Genomic DNA, 18,156 nt, shown 5'->3' on the forward strand with positions numbered 1-18,156 from the left:
ACGGCGGCGGCTACCTCACCGCTACCTCAAAGGCTGGTGGCCCTGACCTGCGGCTGACGCAACCGGGGGATGGCTCCCCCGGCCCCGGCGGGAACGGCGGAGCGCGAGAACCAGGGCCGACCAAGGGGGGACGCGAGGAATCGCCAGATGGGGCGCTCCGGGGCCGCGAACGCCCTCGATCGGTGTGCTCGTCCGTGGGCGCGACCAAAGTCCACCCCCTCGGGCGTCCTGCGGAACGCATCGACCACGCTCGCGCCATGCACTGTCCGCCGGGCCCCGTTATGGTCGGTGCGGAACTCGTTGCCGTCCAGAGCGCGGCGGATGGGAAGAAACCACCGGTACCCCTCGGGAGAGACGTTCATGCCCCTCGAACCTCGTTTCCGGCGGGTGGCCGCGCTGCACCGTCCGTTTGTGGACAGGGAGGCGGTGATGGCCGCGTTCGCCGAGCTCTTAGGAACCCGGCTGGGCTCACCGTGCGTGTTCAACGTGGTCGGGGTCGGCGGCATCGGCAAGTCCCGCCTCTTGCAGGAACTCAAGCAGCGCAGCGCCGAGACGCACCGGACCGCGACGATCGACCTGCAGGTGCCCGCGATGCGGCAGCAGGAGGACGCCCTGGCGGTCCTGCGCGTCGAACTCGGCCGCCAGGGGGTGCGTTTCGACCGTTTCGACATCGCCTACGCCGTCCTGTGGCAGCGCCTCCATCCGCACCTGCGGCTGTCCAGCAAGGAACTCCCGTTCGTGGACGAGAGCGAAGCACTTTCCCAGATCCTCGACGGCGCGGCCGGCGTCCCCGTGTTCGGCACCGGCGTGGGTCTGCTGCGCCTGCTCGGCAAGGCCACGAGCGGGAGGAGGCAGCGGCAGCGGATCAAGTCCGACGACACGCTCAGGCAGCTGGACGACCTCACCAACGCCGAACTCGCCGACGCCGTCACCTACCTTTTCGCCGAGGACCTGCGGGACGGCTCCGACCGGCCCTACATCATCTTCGTGGACGCCTATGAGGCGCTCGTCCCCGCCCCGGCGCCGTCGGGCCACGCGTTGACCCAGGACGTCTGGCTCCGCGACCTTATCGCCCAGCTCGATAGGGGCTTGGTCGTCATGGCCAGCCGCGAACCACTCTCCTGGGCGGCGCACGACCCCGCCTGGAACGAGGCGATCCACCACCAGCGCGTGGACGGCCTGCCGATGCCGGCCCGGCTGGAGCTGCTGGCGGACGGCGGCATCACCGACCACGTCGCACGCCAGGCGATCGCGACCGCCAGCCAGGGCGTGCCCTTCTACCTTCACCTGGCCGTGGACACCCGCACGACGGCCAGGCAGGCGGCGGCGGTCTCCTCCGAGGAGATCCTGCAACGCTTCCTGGCCCACGTAGCCCCCGACGAGATCCGCACGCTCGAACTGCTGAGCGTCGCCCGGATCTTCGACTATGAGATCTTCCAGGCCGTGGCGGACGCCTTCGACCTGCCCCGGCACCGGGTGGCCTGGGAGTCGCTGACCGCCTACTCGTTCGTCTACCCGGCCGGCGCCCACGGCCGCCGACTTCACCAGCTCATGCGCGCTGCACTGCATGCCAGGCTGTCCCAGGACACCGTCCGGGACGTCCATGCCTCGCTCCGGCACGTCTGGGACTCCCGCGTCGGCGGCGACCACACGGCCGAGGACGGCGTCGCCACCCGCGCCCGTGCCGTCCGCGAGGCCGCCTACTGCGGTCTGCACGCGGGCGACCTCGACGGCGCGGGCATCCTCGCGTATGCGGACCAGGCCATGTCACACGGCGGCAAGCAAGGCGTCGACGGGGTGACGCAGGACCTGCGCGACTTCCTGGACGCGGGTTCCGGCGACCCGGACCTCGCCCAGACGGCACTCTGCCTGGAGGCCGAGTCGGCCGTCCTTCTCGGGGACGCAGAGGCCGCCATACGGCTCACCCCGGCCATCGACTGGCCGCTGGATTGCGCGCCGGGCGCGCGCCTCGCCCTGGCGGGCGCGCACGGCCGCCGCATCGCCGGTGCGACCGGTGAAGCGCAGCGCCTCTTCCGTCAGGTGTGGGATCACCACTCCGGTCCTGTCCGCCTGCGGGCGGGTTTCTGCATGGCGGACCTCGACATGTGCCAGGGCCGGTTCGGGGACGCGCTGTCCATCACCCAGCAGATACTCGCCGACGCCCCGGACGACGACCTGGTGCTGCGCGGCGACGTGGTCCGCCTCCAGCATCTCGGATACCGGTTCGGGTTCGACCTCGACGCGTCCGCCCGGTCCCTGGAGGCGGCCGCCGAGCTCTACGCGCGGGCGGGCGCCATCATCGGCCAGGCCGACATCAAGACCAACCGGGCCGAGCTGCTCGCCTGGACCGACCCGTCCCGCGCTCTCGATGCCGCCGCCGACGCCATCGACGCGCAGACCGAACTCGGCGCCCACCACGAGATAGGCAAGGCGTTCACCGCTCTGGCCAGCTCAAGTCGAGGTGCCCGCCCTTGACGCGGCCCGCGAACGCCTGCCACGCACCCGGCCCGAAGACCAGCTTCGGCCCGTCCGGGTCCTTCGAATCCCGCACCGCCACCGCCGCCACCAAGTCCGCCACCTCGACACACTGGTCACCGGTATTAGTGCTGTAGCTGCTCTTCTGCCACTCAACCGGAACCGATGCGACCTCGACGCACTCCGCACCCGATGAGTCGCTGCGACTGCTCTTGCGCCAGATGCAGGACGACAGGTTAACCACGCTCATACCCCTCCATGACCGCACGAACGAACCGCACGGAGTCGCCAGCTGGTAGTGCAGCAGATCGCACTTGATCGAAGGCTACGGCACGCTCGTTCACGTCGCGAGGGCTCTCCAGTAGAGGGCCGTAACCACCACCGCTGTCCATGTAACACATTTGGGAGCGTTCCTCGAACTCCAGGAGCACGAATCCGCTCGCTTGATAGACGGGAGCATCGTCTCGGACGATCTGGAGTGTGATGTGCGGTTCGCTTGCCATGGTCAAGAGGTGTTCGAGTTGCCCGCACATCACCTCGCGACTTCCTACAAGCCTCCGGACGACGTACTCACCCAGGACGAAGAGGAACAGCGGGGAATCGGCCCGCGTCAACAACACCTGCCTCTCCAGCCGTACTGTGAGCAACTCCTCGAGTTTCTCGGCCCGCTGACCTACCTCCAGCACTGCCCGTGCGTACTCAGGTGTCTGCAGTAGCCCAGGCACGAGCAACGGCGCGAACGCCTTGACGTAGGACGCGTCGCCTTCTGCCTCGGCATAGGGACGGAACCCAGGAGGGAGAACCTGAAGTTTGCCGAGTTCTTGGATCCACCCCCATAGGCGGTAGAACGTCCCGTTGGTCGCGAAGCACGTATCGCAGTCTATGGCAAATTTGTCAGATGGTCCGTTTTGACCCGCCTCGACCTGACCGATCCACTGGGGCGTGTATCCGAGCTTTTGGGCAAGTTGTGGACGGGACATACCGGCCGCCTCGCGATAGGCACGCAACTCGACACCGAAGTACTCGACGGGAGAGGACGGGGTGCCGGGGTCACGAGGACGGCGAGGCATAAGGACCTCCAAGATCCGAAAGTGGGGCGACTTTCCAACCGCCCATCCAAGGCTTCTTTTGTTGGGCTTCTTTCCCTTCCAGACCATAACCCGATCACACAAAGATGGGGAGTCATTACGGAGAGAAATCCAGCAGGAAAGTTAAACGATCATGAACACGTCCGTCAACCCCGCTGACCAGGCGCTGGCCCAGCTCCGCCAAGACTTCCAGGGACATCGAATCTGGCGTGCGACGCGCTACGACGGAAAGCTCGGCGACTGGGTCGCCACTCTGCACGACCCCAAGGCCGGCATAGAGCCGACCGTTGTACGCAACAGCGCAGAAGAGCTACGTAAGGCACTGACCATCGAACTCAGTCGCGTAACCAAGCGCACCACGGGGCAGCGCAGTAGGTGGGACCGATGGTAAAGCGATGGAACGTATCGCAGGATCGCGCTGGGTCGTCCCCCACTTCCTCTGTAACGACCCATCTCGACAGGCTCTCAACGGAAGTTATCCGCGAGGGCTGGCAAACCCTCCGCCGCTACGACGGGCCGCACCCGCTTCTCCGGGTATTCGATCCCGCTGTGCCCCATTTCGGGGAAAGCGTCAGCCTCGTCCACGAATCGACGTCTCGTACGTGGTGGTACCAGTCGAGCACGGGAGAGAATCTCGCGCCATACAATCGGCCCGGCCTCGCCGCCGCGAGGATCACCCGCATCCTCATCCCGTTCGTCACCGCCGTGCTCGCCGCCCGGACACACCGGGAGACAGCGATCGACGTGACGTGCCCTGACATCCCGAGCGCTCCGGACCCGGCTCAAGCGGTGACCGTCGCCAAGCTGCAAGAGCGTTTCGCTGGCGTCATCTGCTGGTGGGGTCTCTCCACCAAGGAGTGGTGGGCACTGATCCCCGGAGGGACGCAATGGCAGATCGTCAACGCAGCCGACCCTGACGACCTCGTCCAGGCCGTCCTCGAGGCCCGCCCGGAGAGGTGACCGCAAGCCGCCGCGCGGCCGGGAGACGCCCCCGGCTCCCCGCCGCGCGGCTTCCACACGTCAGGGACGCGTCACGCCTTCTTACGTCCTCGCGTCTTAGCGGCCGGACGCCACTTGTTGAGATCCTGCTCCGACAGCTCGTATCGAGCGAGTTGCTCGTTGAGGAACGCCTCGAATTCCTCGGCCGGAACGCCGCCCCACTCGGGGTCCTCCTCGCCGTGCCACTGCTTCACCCACGGCAGCACCTCAAGCAGCCCGGCCAGCAACGGCGTCAGCTTCTCCACACCCCAGGCCCCGACCTCGGCCCGGTCGTTGACGAGGTTGGCGAGGGCCTGCGCCTGATCCTTGTGATCCCAGCCGGCCCACCCGAGGAGCAAGGTGTCATCCGCGTCCGGGCTCGCCCCGGGATACGAGATGAACCGCTCCTTCGGCACGTCCAGCTTCCCGCGCTGCGACCAGTACGAGTTCTTCTGGAAGTCCTTCGGCGCATACTTCGGAGGGACCGCGATGTCGAGCCGCTTCCCCGTCCGGTCCTCCTCGCGTTGAAGTTCCCAGACGTGCTCCCACTCCTCACGCTTGCGCAGGCCGGTGTCCTTGTAGCGGAGCGCAGCGAGATACGGCACGTGCTCGTCCGCAATGACCTCGGCCAGCACCTTCGCCAACGGAAGATCACGCTTCTTCATGTGGTCGGACGCATACAGGGCGCCCACGCTCTGCATGTCCGCGTCATCCTTGAACTGGTCCGCAAGCTGGTTAACCGTCAGCGTGCGCGGCTGCTTGAACCCATCACGCAGCCCGAACCAGAGATCCTCACGCTCACACCGATCGAGAATCCAGTTGCGGAGCGCAACCTTCTCCTTCTTCTCCCAAGGTTCGGTCGCCCACCGCCGCTTGTACTCCGGCCGCTCGATCAGCCCAATACCCCTGGGCAGCTTCTCGATCAGGTCGATGCGAGCCTGCACCACCCCCCGATACTCCTCCGGCCACCTCTCCGGAATCTCCGCAACCGGCTTGGATCCGTGACGAACGAACCACTCATCGCGGTCACCACTTGTCAGGCGTCGCGCCATAACGATCTCGAACGCCCGCTCCCCCAACTGCACCTCTGGCAAGGTCTCGACGTCCGGCATCGTGGCTCGTGCCACGTCCTCCGCGCTGAGCAGGCCATAGGAGCCGTAGAATTTCCAGTCCAACTCCTCCTGCAACGCAACCATTCGTTGCTTCTTCGAAAGGCTCACGGCACCCGAATGATCGAGGCTTGAGCGTGTCGGAACGTAATCTTGCTCTAGATTGAGGACCTTTTTCGTACCCAGCTCATCAAGTGCAATCACTAGATGCGTCAGATACTCCGCCGGCAACGGAAGTCGCTGTATTTTTGCTGCACCGAACTGATAAAAGCGCTCCCATTCTTGGGACTTAAACCCCTCATTCACTCCCTGGCCACCCTTATTGTGACTGACTTGCTTCAGCCAGAAACATGCCGCAGAGGAGTTCAACAATCCCAGCAGTGCGAGATAATCCTCTTCTCGCGCCCCCTCTGGAAGTTTGATAACCGGAGAGGTTTGCTTGAAAACTCGCCCACCTCGGTCAAGCACGAAATGATTGTGGGTGGCAACTTCGGCATACACAATCGACGTTAGCGTCCTGTAGGCCGACGAGGTGTGTTGCATGTAGTCAAACCATTGGAGTTTCGCATCAGCCATGTCCCCGTGAAAGGTTCGACGAGCAGCAAGAACTGTCCTCCACGGGAAAAGCTCCTTCTCCAACGTGGGGAGGACCACGTGTGTACCATAGGGATAGATGATGCATTCTTGAGGGTGGGAGCTCCAGTCACGCACTACTTCACCCACCATTAGTAGCCTAGCATGACGTGGATCGATCCTCCTCTGCAATGGAAATCTTGTCGGGCGAACATAGGCCTCATCCGCACCAACTCGCACTGCTCGCCCAATGGGCAATTCTATTTCTTGAGCGAGAGTTGCCTTTCCGGCTGCCATTTGATCAGCTACCTCACGCGCACCGCCACCACTTAGCGTCCAGGGATGAGCTGCGAAATCTTGGCGAGCAATATCGCTCACGGCAACCCAATCAGATTCGCTACCCGGCTGACGGTACTGCCGAGTAATGGCGACCCAAACGGCACCCTCAGCGGCGTTTGCGGGTTGGACGGGTTCACCACGGATACCCAAAACGGCCCGGACAGGGTCACTTGTCAGGGCAGTACGGTTACGTCCAGCCAGGATAATCGTGGGAGTTCCATGGCCGGGAATGTATGCACCTGACGTATCGATGACATGGGTCAGATCGACCTGCTCGTAAAGCCAAGAAACAAGAAGTTTTCCAAACTCGCGCTTCATAAATGAGTTGGCCGTTATCTGACCAGTGAAACCGGCTGCACGATCAGCCCCACCGACACGGATAGCCAACTCGAATATTCGTTGCGCAAATGGAACAGAAAGCGCGTACCTACCGGAGGCGGCGCTGTAGGCGCGGTAGTTCTCGTTCTCCTGCTTGTCCTTCGCGACGATGTAGGGCGGGTTGGCGACGACCACGTGGTAGGACTCCACGCCGAGCAGGTCGCAGCGCTTCGCGTACTCCTTCACGTCCTCCGTGGCATAAGTGAACTGCTCGTCGCTACCGAAGAGCATTCCCGTCTCGATTTCGGCGCCTCGGCCGTGGAGGAGGGAGTCGCCTACCGCCACGTTGATGGGGAAAGCCGGGGCGGTGTCGAGGCGGGTTTCGCCTGCGGCGTGGAGGGCGGCGACGAGCAGCCGGAAGCGGGCGATCTCGGCGGCGAAGGGGTTCTTGTCGCAGCCGTGGACGGATTCCAGCACGCGGCGGATGCGCGTCCAGCGGTCGAGGCCCGGGGCGTGGGCCTCCCACTTGTCCAGGAGGCGCCGGAAGATGCCGAGGAGGAAGTGGCCGGAGCCGCAGGCCGGGTCGATGGTGCGGAGCCCATGCACCACGGGCTCGTCGCCGGGCCATCCGGCGGGCTTGTGCTTCCAGGGCGGTTCGAGTCCGAACTCCTCGACGGCCGGTTCGAGCGTGAGGTCGAGGATGAACTCCTCAACGAACTCGGGGGTCTGGAGGAGCGCGTACGTCTTCTTTGCGTGGTCGGAGAGGTCCTGGTAGAGGTCGCCGAGGAAGCGGGTGTCCAGGTCCTCTTTATCCGTGAAGTCGTGGACGATCCGGCCGTCCGGGTCGAGGCGGCGCCAGAACTTCAGCAGCTCCGCCGCCTGCTCGTAGGACGGCTCCATTTCCCACAGCGGGTTGTGGTCGCGGTCGAACAGGCCCGCGACGGTCTCGTTCGTGGCGGCGAGGTGGTCGAAGGCGGCGATCAGCCAGTCCCGGTCGTTCTTGTCCGGGTGTTCGCGGAAGAACTGCTGGTGACGCTCATCGGCCTCGGCGAGGCGGTCGCCGGGGCCGGCGATCCACGGCTCGGCGATGAGGTCGTTGTCTTCGCAGAACCGCACGAACACGGTCGCGAGGATCCAGGCGACGGCGGCCTGGGTGACGCGGTCGTCCCGCCACTGCCCGAACCCCAATGCGGTGCGCTGGGCGTCGCGGGCGCGGTCGTACTCGCCCTTGAGCTTGGCGTGGAACCGCTGCCCCGGCTCGGTGTAGGCGCGCAGGTCGTCCTCAAGTGCGGTGACCTGCTTGCGGAGGTCCTTCAGCAGGGCCGCCTTGTCCACGCTCACTCGTTACAGTCCCCTCGCTCGGTCGTGCGGTCTTGTGTACGGGTCGTGCTGCCGGCCGGTCAAGCGGCCTGGCCGCCGCGCAGGCGGGCGACAAAAGCCTTGTCCAGAACGGTCCACTCGTTGGTGCCGATCGCCTCGACCGTCCGGCCGTCGAGGTTCGGGGTGGTGCGCGGCGCCTCCGACGGGCACAGCAGCCACAGCCCGTGCGGGACGTCCGACGCGCGGCGCGCCGAGTTCTGCAGGCCCGTCAGCAGGTCGTGCCCGCCGATGTCGAAGTACCGGGCGAGCAGGCCCGCGTTGTGGACGAACAGCACCGTCCGGGGCGGGGCGGCGCGGTCGAGGAGCCGCCGCCCGGTGCGGTCCAGGACGCGGACGACGAACGAGCGGAGCCCGCCCGGCAACTGCCCGGTGCGGGTGAAACGCTCGTCCGCGCGGAGCACCTGACCCCAGTCGGCGCCGTGCTCCTCGGCCAGCGCGCGGAACTCGGCGAGGAACACGTCCGCGAAGTTCACCGCCACGACCGGGTACGCGGCGGCGATCGCGTCCGCGACGCCCGCGGCCCGCTTCAGGTGGACCGTCAGCGCGAGGAACCCGCCCTGGCGGGCGGCCTCGGCGAGCCTGGCGTCCGCGATGTCGGCCGGGCCCTCGCCGGGGGCGCCGAGCCCGGCGCCGAGGCGGGTCGCGGTGGTGCTGCTGGACGGCGTCCGGGGCCGCACCGGCGCCGGAGGGAAGAACCGCTCGGCGGCCTGGTCGTACACCAGCGGGAACCCCGCCTCCGCCAGCGCGTCCTCAACGTCCACGTACGTGGGCGGGGGCGTGTAGGCGTCCAGGTCGGGGAACCGGGCGCTGACCTTCGTCATCAGGTCACGCAGCGCGACGCCCTGCGGGTGGCGGACGCCCGCGCCGGCCTGCGACAGCCGCAGCGCCCGCGCCAGGTCCAGGCCGCGCGGGTAGAGCTGGAGCGTCGGGGAGGCCAGCGCGTCCTCGGCGACACCGGAGGCGAGGCGGACCAGGCGGGTGTCCGACAGCGGCGCCATGCCGTCCGGCGGGTCGACGTCGCGCAGGGCGCGGATCACCTCGGCGCCGCCGGGCAGCGGGTCCTGCCGCGCCAGCTCGTCCGCGCGGGCGCCGAGCGCGGCGGCGTAGTCGGACAGCTCGGCGGGCGTCGGATCCTCGGTGCCCGGCAGCGACTCCAGCGCGACCAGGACATGCCGCCCCCGCCGGACCCGGTCCAGGCGGGGTTCGCGGCCGTCGTCGCCGTCCCCGCCGGTGAACGCCTCCGCCTCCACGGCGGCGCGGACGACGGCCAGCGACCGGGCCGCGGTCACCTCCGGCGGCGCGTCGGCCGCGCCGTGCCGGACGCGCAGCAGGTCCGCCAGCTCGGCGGCGGTCGCGATGCCGCCAAGGTTGCGCACCAGGTTCACCACCTCGTCGCGGACGGGCGCCAGCCGCGCGGCCGCCGCCCACCGCTCGATGGCCTCCTTGTGGTGCCGCGACACCGTCGCCTGCGTGATGCCCGCCGCCTTCGCGACGGTGCTCTGCGTCGGCCACGGCTCGTCCGGGACGGAACCGTCCGCGTCGGGGAGGCCGAGCAGCCGCCGCAGCGTCTCCCCCTTGCGGGAGCCTCGGCGCTCGTCGGCGGGGACGAGCATCGCCGCGAGGTCGTCCACGCGCGTCCCGGCGCGCTGCTCCCCCGCCGGTGCCGCGGCCGACGGGCCGGCGACCGCCTCGTCCCCCGGCTCCCGTCCCGGGCGGGAGTGCGGGCGCAGCGCCGCGGTCCATTGCCGGTGCCGCCGGTTCAGCTCCTTCTTCGCGATCGCGCCCGCGCCGCGCGCCTTGGCGATCTGGTACTGCGGGACGTCCAGGAGCTGCCCGACCGTCGTGGCGTTGAAGCCCGCCGCGACCGCCACCGCGCGCGGCGACAGCCCCGCCGCGATCAGCGGGGTCTCCGTGGTCGCCGCGTCCGCCGCGATGTCCCGGGCGGCCTTCAGCTCCTCCGGCCCGAGCCCCGGCTCGGCGTCGCCGCCGGCGAGGGTCTCCTGCGTCGTCGCCGGGGCCGTCGCGTCCGCCCTGCGGAAGACGTCCTGCCAGGCGGCCTCCATCTGCGCGAACGTGTCGAACCGCTCCGACACGTCCCGGTGCAGGGCGCGCCGGAAGAACGCGGTGAGCCCGTCGCGCAGCGCCGGCTCGAACAGCTCCGCCGACAGGTACGGGTACGGGTCGTCGCCCGTGCGGGGGTCGGAGCGCTCGTCGCCCCACCTCGGCCGCTCCCCCGACGCCATCTCATGCAGCGTCACCGCCGCCGCGTACCGCTCGGCGTGGTCGTCGAAATCGGGGCGGCTCGGCGTGCCCAGGAACGGGTCGAGGTAGCCGCGGGTGCCCGCCGTCGGGTCGCGGTCCGACACGTCGGTGAGGGAGAAGTCGAGCAGCTTCAGCTCCCACGTGCGGTCCGCGCGCCGCAGCACCCCGAAGTTCTCCGGCTTCAGGTCGCGGTGCCGCACCCCCTTGGCGACGAGCTGGTCCAGCGCGCGGAACAGGTCACGGCCGAACCGTTCGAGCTGGTGGTAGGTGAGCTTGCCGTCGTCGTGCAGGACGGCGGCGAGGGTGCGGTCACCGGCGAACTCCAGGTCCAGGACGGTGCGGTCGGCGAGCTGCCGGGGGCCGCCCAGCAGCCGCACGATCGCGCCGCCGCCGACCTTGGCGAGGGCCTCCGCCTCCGCGGCCAGCCGGCCCGCCTTCGCCTCGTCCAGGGCCACCTTGAGGACCCGCTCCGGGGCTTGGCCGTGACCGTTCTGGGCGCCGTCCTCGTCGTCGGTGTCGCGGCGCACCAGCAGCGCCCGTGACGTCGCGCCGGAGCCGAGGACCCGCTCGGCGCGCCACAGCCCCTCGGTGTCGCCGTCCACGATCTGGCCCGGCATCGCGGTCAGCGGGTCGGTGCCCTCCCAGCCGCCGGTGAGGGCGTCCTCGGGGACCGCGGCGTCCTGCTCGGCGGCGTCCAGCTCCGCCAGGAAGCGGTCCGCCGACTCCAGCCGGTTCGCCGGGACGCCCTGCGTGGCCTCGAAGACGAGGCGGTCGAGCCGGTCGCCGAGACCGTCCGCGACCCCGTACGGATGCAGCCCGCCCGCGTCGCGGAGCGAATCGATCAGGGTGGCGCGGTCGGGGGCGGGCGGCCGCCCGGTGAGGATCAGGTAGGCGATGGCGCCGACGCCGAATACGTCCAGGTCCACCGGGTCGGGGTAGGGCTGGTCGAACTCGGGCGCCAGGTAGACCAGCGCCGCCTCGTCGACCAGTTCGGCGTCCAGGGTGGACTGGCCGATCGTCATCGGGGTGGCGGTGTCGAAGTCGCGCGCCGCCGTCTGCCAGTCGATGATGCGCAGCACCGGGCGGGACCCGTCGTCGCGCGCCGACACGTACACCGACCGCGCCGACAGCGCCCGGTGGTACAGCGACCGGTTGTGCGCGTACCGGACCGCCTCGGCGAGCTGCCGCACCAGCGCCAGCCGCGTCTCCGGCGTCAGCGACGCCCCGTGCACGTCCAGATAGGAGTCCAGGCGCAGGTCACGGTGGTCGTGGCGGAACAGGATCGCCGAGCCGCCCTGGTGCTCTCGGATCTGCACGGCCTGCGCGATGCCCGGATGGTTGATGCCCTGCAGCACCTGGTACTCGCGGCGCGCCGCCCGGTCGACCGTCCGTCGCGCCTCGTCGGTCGCCTGCCGGTTCACCAGGTAGATCCGGACGCGGCCCTCCTCGTGCACCATGTCGTGCCGCTCGGCCAGCCGGTCCTCCCACCTCGGCCCGGCCTCCAGCACGCTCGGCTGCATGCGCCACTCGTCCCCGAACCGCAGATGCGCCGTGGAGTGGGTGATGCCGATCCGGTCCAGCATCTGCGGCAGCCGCTTGGAGAAGTCCTCGGCGACCCTCCGGTGCTCCCGCTCCGGCGGGCGTCCCAGCAGGTCGGTCCAGATGCGGGCGAGGCCCGTCTCCCGGTCGTCGCGTCCGTACACCCGCGTGCGCTGGACCTCGTCCAGCTCCGACACGAGGTCGGGGGCGGACAGGAACACCGCGGGCTCGATCCGCGGGACCCGGACGCTGAAGAACCCCAGGTCCTTTGCGGCCCAGATCAGCCGTTCCTTCAGCTCCTTGGACTTCCAGTCGGTCAGCGGGAGCGGGTTGCGGAGCGTCCTCGGCCGGTCGGGGCCCTGGAACCTCCACGTCGCCCCGTTGTTGGCGACACGTCCCGGATGCCCCTTCAGCTCGACGAGGTACAGCCCGCCGGGCGCCGCCACGAACAGGTCGCACTCGTGCACCCGGCCCGACGGGGCGACGAACGAGAACAGCGCCCACGCCCGGTACGGCTCCACGTTCGGCAACAGCGCCTTGACATGGTCGAGCCCCTCCTGCTCCCAGGCGTAGTCGGAGGGCCGCTCCTGGAACCACCGCTGGACGGGCCTCGGCGGCCTCGGAACCGGCCTGGAGGACCCCGCCATCACCCCTCCGTTCCCCGCACTGCCCACGCCCGCCCGCCGTGCCTGGGCGAGCCTAGATCCTACCGACGCCCCACCCCTGCCCTGGGGCGTTTTCGGCCCGCGCCCGTGTCAGATACCGGCCACCCACGCCCCGTAATCCCCCACGCGCCCCCAGACGTCCGCCTGCACCGGAGCCTTGGACCGACACCGGACCGGCGCGGAACCCTGAGTCGACCAGCCATTCAGTCAAGGGCATTCGGGCGGCGCCGGGCTAGAGTTCGCTGTCTTTGAGCACACCTGGCCAGCGCAGATCACCCGCCGCTGCGACCGAAAGAGCGAGGCTGGATTCACGGGTTAGCTGTTTCCTGACTCGGAGTCTCTGCCCGACAGCGTGGCGAGCCGACCGCCGGTACCGCACTGGTTCTGAGCGCAGGGCAAGAAATGGGAATCCTAAGGATTTCGTCGCAGCAACAATGCGGTCGCGGTCAGAAGCCGGATCGGGCGCGATCCAGAATCCGGGGGCGTAGTGCCCGATGCAGCAGCGGTGGCGCGGGATGCCTTGGCGGGCAGTGTCACGCCCCAGCCCGGCTTCCGGCCCACGAGCGGTTCCAGTCCGACCGGCAGGCGACTCGGGTCCGCAGGTAACCTCCTCGACCGGGCGGCACCGCCCCCGTCTCGTGCCCGTGAGAGCAGTTGTTCCCCGTCGCCGTTAGGGGGAGACCACACGCTGACGTGGTCTCCCCCTAATCAACTAACGATGGTTTTGGCAACTTCTCCGGCAACTCCGCCTATAGCAGCCAACCCCGCCACACCACCTACACGACCCATAATGCCCCAAGCAGCCGCTCCCCAGCGCCGTTGTTCTTCCTGCTCTTGGAATGATGCCGCACAGGAGAACATTGCACCACTAAGCTCGAACGTCACCTTTCGAACCTGCACCGTTCCGTATTCTTCGATGCTCGAAAGATATGTCTGCGCCTCATTAATGAGCGCCAATAGGTAGCCTTTGGACACTGCAGGGAGCGTGTCCGATTCATTAACAAGGCTTGTGGCTTCGACTAGTGAATTCGAGATTGCCTCAATCTCGTCCGCTAGCATGGCGGGTGCCGCTTCACGATCATCGATCCACTGCCCCAGTACCTGCAATTGAGCAAGGTCGCGAGGATCGATAACACGCCTCACTACCTGGTTGTTCGTCCCCCATGGAGTCGACACGGCGAAGACCGCTCGGTACCAGTGCGGGACAGCAGCCCGAAGCGACGTGACGTTACGGCCGATTGCTTCGAGCGCCGAGATTTCCCTCTCGACCTCGCGCAGCAGCTCGACCGCATGCGCATGCTTCTTCCAGAACTCAACGCTCAAAGCGTTGAGGTCGCCACGCTGACGCTCTGCGGTGTAACCACCCGGAACATCCCACTGAGCCAACATCTCCGCTAGCAGCGTCGCAGGGTTTCCCACCGTGAATGAACCTTTCAAGCTTCCCGGGGCGTCGGGGGGTGTGTCAGGCAGTTGGTCAGGCGGGGGGACGCAGACCAGCCACCTCCGCTAACGGAAGTGGCTGATGACCTGGGTGGGCGATACTGGGTTCGAACCAGTGGCCTCTTCGGTGTGAACGAAGCGCTCTCCCACTGAGCTAATCGCCCTTGCGGACCTGGGTCCGACGTCGGAAACTCTAGCGCATGTTGGGGCCGCCTCGCGCAGGCGTCAGGTCCAGAAGGTGGGGTCCTCGATGTTCCAGGGAAGCTCGAGGCCGTAGAGGGCGAGGTAGGCGCCCAGGCCGGCGGCCACGAGGATGGTGGTCGCGGCGCCGAGGATGAGGTTGCGGCGGCGCTTGCGGGGGTCGAAGGCCTTTTCCTTGGCGCGGTCGGCGGCGGTCTTGGCGCGGTGGAGGGCTCGCTGGGCCCAGGCGAACTCGGTGGCGAGGATGGCGAGGCCGACGACGATGCCGACCAGGCCGGGGCCGGGGGTGACCATCATGATCAGGCCGCCGATGAGGACGGTCGAGCCGATGGTGAAGACGCCCGCTCGCCAGGCGGTGTTCAGGAGCGGGTTGCGCCGGACGCGCTCGCGGAAGCGGTGGCGACGGCCCGGCCCCTCCGGACGGGCTTCTGTTTCCTGTTTGATCGTCACGGTTTTACCCCAAGCCAGTAGATCGGCCGCCCGAGACGGTAGATTACCGCGCCGATCCCCCCACATGGGGGGCACTGAGGCCCGAAAGATTCGCTTTTGCGCAGGTCAGACGCTCGTTTTGCTACGGTGAGATGGATCACAAACGCCGGGGACGCCGGAATGTTCGGCCGAGATCAGGCAGTTAGGCGTCATAGATCGCGGGGATGTCCGGGTAGAGGGAACCACTCACCGGCCGCCCGCGAGCCAGCGGGACCGACGTTAGAGGGAATGGCCATGAACAGCAGCACCACCGTCTCAGCAGAGCTGGGCCTTCGTCTCGTCGTCCCCGACCGCACGACCGTGCCCCTGCTCGCCGGGCTGGAGTACGCGGCCGACGACCCGTACGCGATCCGGATGGCGTTCTATGTGGGCGACGACGAGCCGGTGGAGTGGATCTTCGCTCGTGAGCTCCTGACGGTCGGCATCGTGCGCAAGGTCGGGGACGGGGACGTGGAGGTCTGGCCGGGCGCCGACGACGGCACTCTCCACATCTCGCTGTCGTCCCCGTTCGGTGACGCGCTGTTCGAGGTGCCGCTGTCGCCGCTGGCCGACTTCCTGCACCGCACCTACCAGGCCGTGCCCGCGGGTGAGGAGAGCGAGTTCATCGACATCGACGCGGAGCTCGAGAATCTTCTCTGGCCGTCGTAGGTCATTCGGAGAGGCGGGCGATGTGGCGCATCTTGTTCATCGCGTCCAGGGCGGCGACCTTGTAGGACTCGGCCAGCGTGGGGTAGTTGAAGACCGCGTTGACCAGGTAGTCGACGGTGCCGCCGCAGCCCATGACGGTCTGGCCGATGTGGACGAGTTCGGTGGCGCCGGTGCCGAAGACGTGGACGCCGAGAAGGCGGCGGTCGTCGGGGGAGACTAGGAGTTTCAGCATCCCGTAGGAGTCGCCGATGATCTGGCCGCGGGCCAGTTCGCGGTACCGGGACACTCCCACTTCGAAGGGGACCTTGGCCTCGGTGAGGGCGTCCTCGGTGCGGCCGACGAAGCTGATCTCGGGGATCGTGTAGATGCCGATGGGCTGGGTCTCGTGGATCTCGGAGACGGGCTCGCCGCAGGCGTCGTGGGCGGCCAGCCGGCCCTGTTCCATGGACGTGGCGGCGAGGGACGGGAAGCCGATCACGTCGCCGACGGCGTAGATGTGCGGGACCTCGGTGCGGTAGGCGTCATCCACCTTGATGCGGCCGCGGTTGTCGGCGGACAGGCCGGCGGCGTCCAGGCAGAGGTCGTCGGTCATGCCGTACCGGCCCGCGGAGTACATGACGGTGTCGGCGGGGATGCGCTTGCCGCTCTCCAGGACGGTGATCGCGCCGTTCTGCATCCGTTCGACGGACGCGACGGTCTCGCGGAACCGGAACGTGACGGCCAGGTCGCGCAGGTGGTATTTGAGCGCCTCGATTATCTCCAGGTCGCAGAAGTCCAGCATCCGCTCGCGGCGTTCGACGACAGTGACCTTGGTGCCGAGGGCGGCGAACATCGAGGCGTACTCGATGCCGATGACGCCGGCGCCGACGACGACCATGGTCTCGGGAATGCGGTCCATGTTGATGATGCCGTCGGAGTCGATGATCGTCCGGTCGTCGAAGTCGACGGTGTCGGGGCGCGCGGGGCGGGTGCCGGTCGCGATCACGATGCGGTCGGCGGTGACCTTCTGCTCGCGGTCGCCGACGCTGGAGATCCCGATGGTGTTGGGCTCCAGGAACCGGCCTCTGCCGGGCAGCACGGTGACGCGGTTGCGGGCGAGCTGGCTGCGGACGACGTCGGTTTCGCGGCCGATGACGTGCCGGGTCCGCATGCCGAGGTCGGTGACCGTGATGTCGTCCTTGACCCGGTAGCTCTGGCCGTACAGCTCGCGCTGGTTGAGGCCGGTGAGGTAGAGGACGGCCTCGCGGAGCGTCTTGGACGGGATCGTCCCGGTGTTGATGCAGACGCCGCCGATCATGTCGCGGCGGTCCACGATGGCGACCTTGCGGCCCAGCTTGGCCGCGGCGATGGCCGCGCGCTGCCCACCGGGGCCGGAGCCGAGGACGAGAAGATCGTAGTCAGTCACGTCCCCCAGTCTGACGGCACGGCCGTGGTCGGGATAAGGGATTCAGCTGGATGAATCACTATTCATCCGGGCAGACGGATGAGCAGGCCTTCGGTGAGCGTGTCCGGGCCCGCACATCTGGCGGGCCCCGGCGGCGCCTTCGTGACCGGTGCGTCGATCGCGGTGGACGGGGGGTACACGGCGTGATGGCCTGGGTGTTCCTGCTGATCGCCTCGATGATGGAGCTGGTGTGGGCGGTCGCGCTCAAGCAGCCGGACGGGTTCACGAGATTCTGGCCCACCTTCATCGGCCTGTCGGTGGCGCTGTTCTTCAACGAGGGCACGTCGCCGGCCCGGCTGCTCTGCCTGGCGCTCATCGTCATCGGCGTGATCGGCCTGCAGGCCGTGGAGAGCTGACGCGAGGAGAGCCGGCACGAGGAGGGACGGCCGAGGGTGGCGTCTGAGGGCCGCCGGGTTGGGGCAGAGTGGGGTCATGACCAAGGAGATGCTGGGTATCGACATCGGCGGCTCGGGGATCAAGGGGGCGCCGGTCGACCTTTCGGACGGTTCGTTCACCCGCGACCGGTTCCGGGTCGGCACGCCGCGGCCGTCGAAGCCGAAGGCGGTCGCGAAGGTCGTCGCCGAGGTCGTGGAGCACTTCGGCTGGGACGGCCCGGTCGGCGTCACCTACCCCGGTGTGGTCATCGACGGCGTGGCCATGTCGGCGGCGAACGTGTCCAGGCGCTGGCTCGGGACGGACGCGGCGTCCCTGCTCGCGGACGTGACCGGACGGGAGATCACGCTGCTCAACGACGCCGACGCCGCGGGGGTCGCGGAGATGCGGCTCGGCGCGGGACGCGGCCGCCGCGGCACCGTCGTCCTGCTCACGCTGGGGACGGGCATCGGCAGCGCCCTGTTCACCGACGGGGTCCTCGTCCCGAACACCGAGTTCGGGCACATCCAGATCGGCGGCAAGGACGCCGAGGTGCGGGCGTCGGCGAAGGCGCGCGACGAGGAGGGGCTCAGCTGGGAGAAGTGGGCCAGGCGGCTCAGCGAGTACATGGCGCACCTGGAGGCGCTGATCTCCCCGTCGCTGATCATCGTGGGCGGCGGGGTGAGCAAGCGGTCCGAGCACTTCGTCCCGCTGATCAAGGGGGTGCGGGCGGAGATCGTCCCGGCGCGGCTGGTGAACAACGCGGGCATCGTGGGCGCGGCGATGGCGGCGGCCGCCGCGCATCCGGTGGAGACCGCCGAGGCCGCGCGCTGAGG

General features: G+C 68.3%; 13 protein-coding genes and 1 tRNA gene. 6 read left to right on the forward strand and 8 right to left on the reverse strand.

Going from position 1 to position 18,156, the window contains the following annotated elements; all coding sequences use genetic code 11:
- The first annotated feature begins 360 nt into the window (after nt 1–360).
- A complete protein-coding gene (locus ACGFK0_RS23255) occupies nt 361–2,475 on the forward strand; it encodes a hypothetical protein (protein WP_392907961.1) in 2,115 nt (704 codons plus the stop codon).
- Here ACGFK0_RS23255 and ACGFK0_RS23260 read toward each other — a convergent pair.
- Together ACGFK0_RS23260 and ACGFK0_RS23265 are read right to left on the reverse strand one after the other, a co-directional pair.
- Nucleotides 2,435–2,725 carry a DUF397 domain-containing protein gene (locus ACGFK0_RS23260; protein ID WP_392907964.1) on the reverse strand — a complete coding sequence of 97 codons (291 nt, stop codon included), beginning with the start codon at nt 2,723–2,725 and terminating at the stop codon, nt 2,435–2,437. The genes ACGFK0_RS23255 and ACGFK0_RS23260 overlap by 41 nt on opposite strands.
- Entirely contained in the window at nt 2,712–3,632 is a 921-nt protein-coding gene (locus tag ACGFK0_RS23265; protein WP_392907967.1) for a Scr1 family TA system antitoxin-like transcriptional regulator, read from the reverse strand. Before ACGFK0_RS23265 ends, ACGFK0_RS23260 begins: the two co-directional genes overlap by 14 nt.
- A 64-nt stretch (nt 3,633–3,696) precedes the next feature.
- Between ACGFK0_RS23265 and ACGFK0_RS23270 the strand changes: the two genes are divergently transcribed.
- Nucleotides 3,697–3,954, forward strand: a complete 258-nt coding sequence (locus tag ACGFK0_RS23270; protein WP_392907969.1) for a hypothetical protein — start codon at nt 3,697–3,699, stop codon at nt 3,952–3,954.
- A complete protein-coding gene (locus tag ACGFK0_RS23275) occupies nt 3,948–4,523 on the forward strand; it encodes a hypothetical protein (RefSeq protein ID WP_392907971.1) in 576 nt (191 codons plus the stop codon). The genes ACGFK0_RS23270 and ACGFK0_RS23275 overlap by 7 nt, the downstream gene beginning before the upstream one ends.
- A gap of 71 nt (nt 4,524–4,594) precedes the next feature.
- Here ACGFK0_RS23275 and pglX read toward each other — a convergent pair whose 3' ends face one another.
- From pglX to ACGFK0_RS23300, 5 genes are all read right to left on the reverse strand, one after another.
- A complete protein-coding gene (gene pglX / locus ACGFK0_RS23280; protein WP_392907973.1) occupies nt 4,595–8,221 on the reverse strand; it encodes a BREX-2 system adenine-specific DNA-methyltransferase PglX in 3,627 nt (1,208 codons plus the stop codon).
- Between the two features lie 59 nt (nt 8,222–8,280).
- On the reverse strand, nt 8,281–12,708 hold the full coding sequence (pglW, locus tag ACGFK0_RS23285; RefSeq protein WP_392907975.1) for a BREX system serine/threonine kinase PglW: 4,428 nt from the start codon (nt 12,706–12,708) through the stop codon (nt 8,281–8,283).
- 726 nt (nt 12,709–13,434) lie between these two features.
- Nucleotides 13,435–14,145, reverse strand: coding sequence for a hypothetical protein (locus ACGFK0_RS23290; protein WP_392907977.1), 711 nt, complete (start codon nt 14,143–14,145; stop codon nt 13,435–13,437).
- A gap of 113 nt (nt 14,146–14,258) precedes the next feature.
- Nucleotides 14,259–14,330, reverse strand: a tRNA-Val gene (locus tag ACGFK0_RS23295).
- Nucleotides 14,331–14,391: 61 nt separating this feature from the next.
- On the reverse strand, nt 14,392–14,817 hold the full coding sequence (locus ACGFK0_RS23300) for a TIGR02611 family protein (RefSeq protein ID WP_392907980.1): 426 nt from the start codon (nt 14,815–14,817) through the stop codon (nt 14,392–14,394).
- A gap of 273 nt (nt 14,818–15,090) precedes the next feature.
- Here ACGFK0_RS23300 and ACGFK0_RS23305 point away from each other — a divergent pair, with 273 nt between their 5' ends.
- Entirely contained in the window at nt 15,091–15,504 is a 414-nt protein-coding gene (locus tag ACGFK0_RS23305) for an SsgA family sporulation/cell division regulator (RefSeq protein WP_392907983.1), read from the forward strand.
- Nucleotide 15,505: 1 nt separating this feature from the next.
- Here ACGFK0_RS23305 and sthA read toward each other — a convergent pair whose 3' ends face one another.
- Nucleotides 15,506–16,909, reverse strand: a complete 1,404-nt coding sequence (gene sthA, locus ACGFK0_RS23310; RefSeq protein WP_392907986.1) for a Si-specific NAD(P)(+) transhydrogenase — start codon at nt 16,907–16,909, stop codon at nt 15,506–15,508.
- A 185-nt stretch (nt 16,910–17,094) separates the two neighbouring features.
- Between sthA and ACGFK0_RS23315 the strand changes: the two genes are divergently transcribed.
- Nucleotides 17,095–17,304 carry a DMT family transporter gene (locus ACGFK0_RS23315; protein WP_392907988.1) on the forward strand — a complete coding sequence of 70 codons (210 nt, stop codon included), beginning with the start codon at nt 17,095–17,097 and terminating at the stop codon, nt 17,302–17,304.
- Nucleotides 17,305–17,380: 76 nt separating this feature from the next.
- Complete coding sequence (ppgK, locus tag ACGFK0_RS23320) at nt 17,381–18,154, forward strand: polyphosphate--glucose phosphotransferase (protein ID WP_392907990.1); 774 nt, start codon at nt 17,381–17,383, stop codon at nt 18,152–18,154.
- Nucleotides 18,155–18,156 lie beyond the last annotated feature (2 nt).

The sequence above is a fragment of the Spirillospora sp. NPDC048823 genome (assembly GCF_043198445.1).
Lineage (GTDB): Bacteria > Actinomycetota > Actinomycetes > Streptosporangiales > Streptosporangiaceae > Spirillospora.